The following is a 7,205-nucleotide window of genomic DNA, read 5'->3' as shown; positions in this document are numbered from 1 at the left end:
ATCAAAAATAAAATTCAGTAAACATTTGCAATATTCAATATCAATAGATTTTTAGCCATTAATTCAGAAAGTTACATCTACTTGGTGCACCGTAAACTCTTCAGCCCAAGTAAAGATTTTCCCCTCCCTTTTATCATCCGCGCAGAAAACACTACCGCCAGCCATGCAGTAAGTTCGCCATGTATCCGGAAGGCGCGAACGGCGCAGATGCGCAGGATACCCGTACTATTCCATCCCGCAGGGAAACGCCCTGCGAAGGGTGTTCCCTGCTCATTTACAGGAGAAACACCATGTCGCTTTTCGATAAAAAACCGTCGTTAATGCCGGTGGTTATCGCCCCTGATGTCTGGCAATCCGCTGTGGAATTTCCCGCCGACCCGCAGCAGGTAGAAGAACGGCTGGGCAATTTGTTGCTCGCCGTACTGCTGACCCTGCGCACCGCCGGGGCATCCCGCAAGAAAGTCACCTTTACGATCTACTGCCAGTCCCCGCAGGGCGATATGAAAGTCCCTGTCGCATTACCGCTGTCGCTCAACTATCACGGCCACTATGTGCAGGTCTCGATGGCTGAACAGGCATAACCTCTCCCCGCCGGAGTCGCTTCCGGATGGAGGCAGCTCCGGCTTCTTCCATGAGGATCGCACAATGGACAGAAGCAACGATATCTACCAGAAAGTCACCGACCAGATTATTGCTGAGCTGGAAAACGGCAATGTGCCGTGGATCCGCCCGTGGCGCGATGGCGAGCCGCCGTTCCCGATCAATGCGTTATCCGGTCGACCGTATCACGGCATCAACGTGCCGCTGCTGTGGAACAGCGCCGACAAGCAGAGCTTCGCCAGCGACCGCTGGCTGACGTTCCATCAGGTCAGCGCGCTCGGCGGGCAAGTGCGCCGGGGGGAGAAATCCTCTCTGGCGGTGTTGTATCTGCCGCGCACACAGGAAGAGACCGATGCACTCGGCCAGCCGTTGCTGGATAAAGACGGCGAGCCGAAGGTGCGGCATTTCGGGATTATTCGTGAATTTCGGCTGTTTAACCTGTCGCAGTGTGACGGCCTGCCGCAGTCGCTGTCCGAGCCGTTTATCCGGCCCGCAGAGCCTGTGGAGATGGCCGAAACCATTGCGAAAAATAGCGGCGTGACGCTGCGCCATCGCCGCCAGTCGAAAGCGTATTACAAACCCGCGACCGACCTGGTGATGATGCCGCACCCGCAACAGTTTGAAAGCAGCGAGGTGTACTACGCCACGCTGCTGCATGAACTGACGCACGCTACCGGACACACTTCACGCCTCAATCGCCCCGGTATTGCCGGAGCGGAACGCACCGAAGCGCTCTACGCCGCTGAAGAATTAGTGGCGGAGATGGGTAGCGCCTTCCTGTGCGCCCATTGCGGCATTCAGGGCAGGCTCCAGCACGCCAGCTATATCGGCTACTGGCTGGATATCTTGCGCCAGGACAAGCGGGCAGTGATCCGCGCCAGCGGTATAGCGCGCCACGCCAGTGAATGGCTGCTCAACGCTGTACCACAACCCTGTCAGCTTAGCGCCTGACAGCCCACCCGCACGGGGAGTCTTCCCCGCCGGGAAGTTGCTCCCCTTTTTTCTGGAGTGATATATGGGACTCGATCTCTTCTTTTTCGAACGGGCAAAAAACGCGCCCGATGAAAGCCAGTACGCCAGAGTGGGTTATTTCCGCAAGGTGAACCCGTTACTCAAATGGGTGGATAAACACGTTGGGCTGGTGCGCAACCAGGTGCTGTTAGAAGTCACCAAAGCACATTTGCAGGCGCTTCTGAGCGACCTACAGAGCCTGACGCCGGATAACTACGGTGCGGTTTATCCCACGATTGACGGCTTTTTCTATGGATATACCGATTATGGAGAACACTACTGGAAAGACGTTCGCGCCGTCACCCACTGGGTGAAAGAGACGCTGGAGACGTTTGATTTTGAGCGAGACAGGTTGATGTTTTATGCTTGGTGGTAGTTTTAAAGTGGCCGACAATACGTCGGTCACTTTTCCTCGTCGGCCAGAAATACAGCGCTAGATATGCACATGAGAGCATACAGTTTTTACTAATAAAAATGTAAAAGGCCCAAATGGAGACACTGCAAAGGAAGGGCGACAAGGGCAAAGGGGCCTGCCCGGAAAGGGGAAATATGCTGAAGTGGCTAAAAAGACCATCCCAGAGCCAGCCACCTGCGCCAGACGCTACGCTGCCAGAGGGTTGGTTTGCGCCACAATCCGCAGAACAATTGCTGGCGACGCCGTTACGCCAGTCCTGTTTGCAACAGTTACGGCAACTGACCCCGCTGCCGGATACTCTGTTCGATAGCTGGATCCTCACGGCGATTAATCGCTTCGCAGCACTGGTACAGCTGCTACCCGCCTCCCAAAATCATCACCATTCCATCCCCGGTGGGCTACTGGATCATTCACTGGAGGTTGCCTGCAACGCCATCCGACTGCGCCAGGGTTACCTGTTGCCACCAGAAGCGGGTGCGGAAGAACAGGCCCGACAGGCCAGCGCATGGACGGTCACGGTAGTCTGCGCAGCATCACTGCACGATACGGGAAAAATCGCCGTGGATATGGAGATTCATCAACGTGATGGCACCCGCTGGCATCCGTGGCAGGGTAATCTGGCGCAGCCTTATCGCTGGCAGTACGAGAGCCACGGTCGCGACTATCATCTGCATCCGGCGGCTGGCGCAATGCTGATTAATCAGTTGATACCCTCGCCATTACTGGACTGGCTGGCCGGATACCCGGCGGCTTTTGCGTCCCTGATTTATCAGCTCACCGGACACTACGAAAGGGCTGGCGCACTGGCTGAACTGGTGCAGCAGGCCGATAAAGCCTCTGTCGCCCGATACCTCGGCGGCGATATCAAAACCGCGCTGGCGCAAAAGCCCTCTTCTTTCCCCCAGCAACTTCTTACAGCCTTGCGGTCGCTGGTACAGAACGAGTACCGGCTCAATAATCCCGAATGCGGATCAGATGGCTGGTTGACGGAGGATGCGCTGTGGCTTATCAGCAAAACCACCGCCGACCGGGTTCGCGCCTGGCTGCTCCAGCATGGCGTAGCCAGCGTACCGGAAAATAATAACCGCCTGTTTGACGAACTGCTGGCACATCAGCTTATCGTTGCCAATGAGGATAAAGCGATCTGGCGCTGCATTATCCGATCGGATAAGGGCTGGTCGCCCGTTGAACCGCTGACGCTGCTGCGCCTGACGCCGTCTGCAATATGGGAACCTGGCGAACAACGTCCCGCCTGTTTTGCCGGTGATGTGACGCCGGTAAGCGAAGCTGAACTCGTCCCTGAACTTAGCGCTCCCACTCAACCGCTGCCGGAGATAGCAGACGACCCGAGGCTTGGTGACAATAATAATTTCCTGCAGTGGCTGAAGAACCACACCAACCCTTCAGGCACGGTGAATACCCGGAACGGCAAGGTACATGTGGTGGAAAACCATCTTTTCTTGATTTCACCGGGGATCTTTAAGACATACGCAGCAGAAACTACAGGCGATACCGGCGACGGCTGGAAACTGGCACAGCGAATGTTTCAGGAGTCAGGGCTGGCCCTGCGCTGTAATGATGACAGTTTTATCTGGACCTGCGAGGTTCAGGTTCCACAAAAGAAAAGTAGTCAGTTGAAAGGTTTTCTGATGGAAGATCCGAAGCAGGTGTTGGGGGAGAAAGTGCCGGTGAATAATCCGTGGCTGAAGTTGCTGCGCGAATAGCAATTTATATCAAAATACTCTCTTCCACCGAGCCACAGCGAATGGGCTGTAATACCTAAAGAGCCGCATGATATTCAATAATTGATTTCAATTCTTCAGGCGAAAAAGGCGGATTACGCCGATGCAACATGGCGTGGCAATTAGGGCAGACGGGAATAAGATCTTTTTTGGGATCCAGAGAGTAATTCTCTTTGATGTCTGATAGCGGAATCAGGTGATGTATATGGATAAAACCTTTTGCTATCTCACCATACACCCTCATCATATCAATGCCGCATACTTTGCACAGGCAACCATGCCAGGCTAATGCGGCCTGCCGGGCCTTACGGTCGCGTTCATAGCGGTTAACCGTTACCTGCGTAGCTGCACCTTCATTAAATACGCTCTGCGGCGGCAGTTCATCAGGAAAAATACTGATGGCAGGCTGCTCGTTACCCAAATTTTTCTCAACGATCTGGAACCCTTGATCGGTAAGCAACTTGACACATTTCGACTTGATACCACCACTAAAATCTTCAGGGGAAAACTCAACGCCTGTCATATTTGAAGCAGCAATACCGACTATAGCTTTCGGTGGATAACTGCGCCCTTCAAAGACCACATCATACAGCCGGGACTCGCTGAACTGGTGGTGTACACCTTCATCATAGGCGCGCATAGCCGCAATAATGCATTCCTTGGAAAGCTGGTCTGGCAGTTTCTTCTTCATTTACAACTCATCATCCCTGAAACGACATATGCTAACTCTTTATTTTATAGCATATTAATTTATCCGGTAATAAACAGCACTATTCAATTTCACGTTACCGGCATAGGGGCATTAGTGCAGCGGCAACGTAACGTAGCGGCAGAGAAATCGCGCCTCATGCTGATTGTCCAGCCGTACCTGAAAGATATCGTGTGTATCCTGCGCGGATGCATCCTCACGCCACGCCAGCAGGCCCTGTTGGTTCATGCGGATAATAATCTGATCGGGCGTTTCGCCCTGATTCAGTGCTTCGACTACCTGTTGCAGGGGAAGCGGTAGCGTCTGAGCAGGCCACATCACTTCAACGCTTACGAGCTTGCGGTGTGTCCGGGGTGACATCGGTAGTTTCCTCCATGGCTAGAATTTCGCGCTTAATTAGTCATGAAATAGGGGCATTTTTTGCAGTTGCAAGGTTGCCGAGAGACCTCATTTAAAGGTTGATACATCTCAGGTAGTGAAGTCTCTTCCCAGGCAAATCCAGATAGTCTGCGCCAAGCGTCTGAGGATATGTCGATAAAAAGCATTTTTTTAAACATATAGCCAAAACATGTTTATGCCATCGACACGTTGCGGCGATATGTCGATAAAACACGATTTTTTAAACATGATGCCGTGACATACTTATAGCATCGACATATGATATCTATATGTCGATAAAATCGGTTTTTATAAACATATGAACTGGAATCCCGAAGCCCCTTACAACGATCTGCCAAAACTGCCGCCTGATCTGCAGCAGATAGAAACACGTAATGTACTAAAAGCGTGTATAAATGCGCGCGCGGCAATTGCAGAGCTGAAAACGGCGGGTGAGTTGATCCCCGATCAGGGATTGTTGATTAACATTCTCCCGATGCTGGAAGCGAAAGATTCCTCACGCATTGAGAACATCGTAACGACCAGCGATCAGCTCTTTCAGTATGCTGATCGTGCAGACGGAGCAGATCCAGCAACCAAAGAAGCATTGCGTTATCGTACGGCGCTTTATGATGGTTATACCCATCTTGAGACCTATCCACTTTGCACAAACACCGCAATCGCTATCTGCACCAAATTACGCGCAGTTCAGACCGATATAAGGAAAACACCGGGCACGGTACTGCGCGATCAGAATAACAGCGTGGTGTATACGCCACCGGTGGGTGAAGATACCATCCGTAACTTATTGGCGAACTGGGAGCAGTTCATACATGGCGATGATGATTTAGACCCATTGGTGAAAATGGCTATTGCGCACTATCAGTTTGAGTGTATCCACCCTTTTCCGGACGGGAATGGGCGAACAGGCCGTATCCTGAATATTCTTTACCTGATTCAAAATGAATTACTTTCACTGCCTATCCTGTACCTGTCCCGCTTTATTCTGGAGAGACGTAGTGATTACTACACGCTCTTGCGTAGGGTAACAGAGGAAGGAGATTGGGAATCGTGGATATTATTTATGCTGGAGGCCGTAGAAAACACGTCCCGATGGACGACTGACAAGATTGCGGTTGTTCGGGCATTGATGGCAGAAACGACCGAGTATGTTCGTGAGAAACTACCAAAAATTTATACCTATGAACTCATCCAGGTGCTCTATGCGCAACCGTATTGCCGGATCGATAACCTTGTTGAACGAGGTATCGCTAAACGACAGACGGCATCAGCGTATCTCAAACAGTTAGTCGAGATAGGCGTACTGGAAGAAATGAGCGTTGGTCGCGAAAAGCTGTATATCAACACCAGGTTGGTACAGGAATTGAATCAGTAAAGCTTATTGGTTAGTGTTAGTTCAGATATTTGCCGGAACTATTGATGATTGTAGCGCACCTTAATGTGGGTATTGGCTTTCTATCCTGTCATCGTTCACGAAAATACTGTTCATGATTCATGAACAAATAATTTTATGAACAGATCCAGAGAGAAAGGCTACTGCAGGAATATCATGGCTACAATCAAAAATGCGCGAGTTGTTTTAGTCACGATTTGATCTGAGCTAATACAGCTTACGTTGCTTGCGAGCATTCCTCACTGCCTGGGCCAGCATTTTGGGTGAAGTTACGTTCATTTTATCCCCCATGACAGATATTTTTGGCATATCCGCTCCAGAGGATATTTCAAATCTATCCTCTATGGGGTGATCTGCTCCCCGTTGATTAACACGCTGCAATGTTAGTAATGCGACTATTTAACTACGAGATCAACTGCGAACTTCCGTTCTTCGCTCACAGCGGACCTTTAGCTCAATTAACTCGTCTGCTTCGTGCCAGGAGCGGTCATCATTTGCATCGTGCAGTAATTATTTATGGAGGCTAGTCAGCGGAAATGTTAATGGTGAAAGGTTTCATTGATGGATGTCTATCCATGCTAGATTTAAAATCTGATACGGATATAAAAGGGATAAAGCATGGTCAGTTTCATCAATAACTGACCACTATTGTAAGAGATTATCTATTGATCATCATTCTTATTTTTAATGAACTTCATCACTTTCTCTGAAATTAATGAAATGTTCTTGTTTTCGATTTTGGCTATTTCAATTTCTGCTGTTGTTTGTCCCTTCTCAAGTAGTGCATTGCGCTCTGTTGCTGTTAGTGCTGCGATAGCACTTGAAAATGCAGTCTTATCGTCAGTAAATTTTGCACACTGTATGGCGGCATATTTTGCTTCAATGTTAGTCATCTCATTCTGAAAGTACTTTATCTCAGAAAGTGAAGATTTATAC

At 50.3% G+C, this 7,205-nt stretch carries 7 protein-coding genes and 1 pseudogene; 5 read left to right on the top strand and 3 right to left on the bottom strand.

Going from position 1 to position 7,205, the window contains the following annotated elements; translation table 11 throughout:
* Window positions 1–290 precede the first annotated feature (290 nt).
* The 4 genes from NNN71_RS22825 to mobH all read left to right on the top strand — a co-directional run bounded on the left by NNN71_RS22825 (window position 291) and on the right by mobH (window position 3,750).
* Window positions 291–581 carry a hypothetical protein gene (locus tag NNN71_RS22825; protein ID WP_271459411.1) on the top strand — a complete coding sequence of 97 codons (291 nt, stop codon included), beginning with the start codon at window positions 291–293 and terminating at the stop codon, window positions 579–581.
* Window positions 582–645: 64 nt separating this feature from the next.
* Window positions 646–1,551 (top strand): ArdC family protein, encoded by a 906-nt coding sequence (locus NNN71_RS22820; protein WP_271459410.1) that lies wholly within the window; start codon window positions 646–648, stop codon window positions 1,549–1,551.
* A gap of 64 nt (window positions 1,552–1,615) precedes the next feature.
* Entirely contained in the window at window positions 1,616–1,987 is a 372-nt protein-coding gene (locus NNN71_RS22815; protein WP_271459409.1) for a hypothetical protein, read from the top strand.
* Between the two features lie 173 nt (window positions 1,988–2,160).
* Window positions 2,161–3,750 (top strand): MobH family relaxase, encoded by a 1,590-nt coding sequence (mobH, locus tag NNN71_RS22810; RefSeq protein ID WP_271459408.1) that lies wholly within the window; start codon window positions 2,161–2,163, stop codon window positions 3,748–3,750.
* A gap of 55 nt (window positions 3,751–3,805) precedes the next feature.
* Here mobH and NNN71_RS22805 read toward each other — a convergent pair whose 3' ends face one another.
* On the bottom strand, window positions 3,806–4,459 hold the full coding sequence (locus NNN71_RS22805) for an HNH endonuclease (RefSeq protein WP_271459407.1): 654 nt from the start codon (window positions 4,457–4,459) through the stop codon (window positions 3,806–3,808).
* Window positions 4,460–4,570: 111 nt separating this feature from the next.
* Complete coding sequence (locus NNN71_RS22800) at window positions 4,571–4,837, bottom strand: hypothetical protein (RefSeq protein WP_271459406.1); 267 nt, start codon at window positions 4,835–4,837, stop codon at window positions 4,571–4,573.
* 337 nt (window positions 4,838–5,174) lie between these two features.
* Between NNN71_RS22800 and fic the strand changes: the two genes are divergently transcribed.
* Window positions 5,175–6,251: a protein adenylyltransferase Fic gene (gene fic / locus NNN71_RS22795; RefSeq protein ID WP_058668488.1), complete on the top strand. Its 1,077-nt coding sequence runs from the start codon at window positions 5,175–5,177 to the stop codon at window positions 6,249–6,251.
* A gap of 680 nt (window positions 6,252–6,931) precedes the next feature.
* Here the strand turns inward: fic and NNN71_RS22790 are convergent.
* Window positions 6,932–7,205 (bottom strand): annotated as a pseudogene (locus NNN71_RS22790) (hypothetical protein); the annotation flags it as partial.

It is taken from the genome of Kluyvera sp. Awk 3, assembly GCF_028069715.1.
Classification (GTDB): domain Bacteria; phylum Pseudomonadota; class Gammaproteobacteria; order Enterobacterales; family Enterobacteriaceae; genus Kluyvera; species Kluyvera georgiana_A.
The sequence above is the reverse complement of the archived record's forward strand: the minus strand, read 5'-3'. Positions and strand labels throughout refer to the sequence as shown.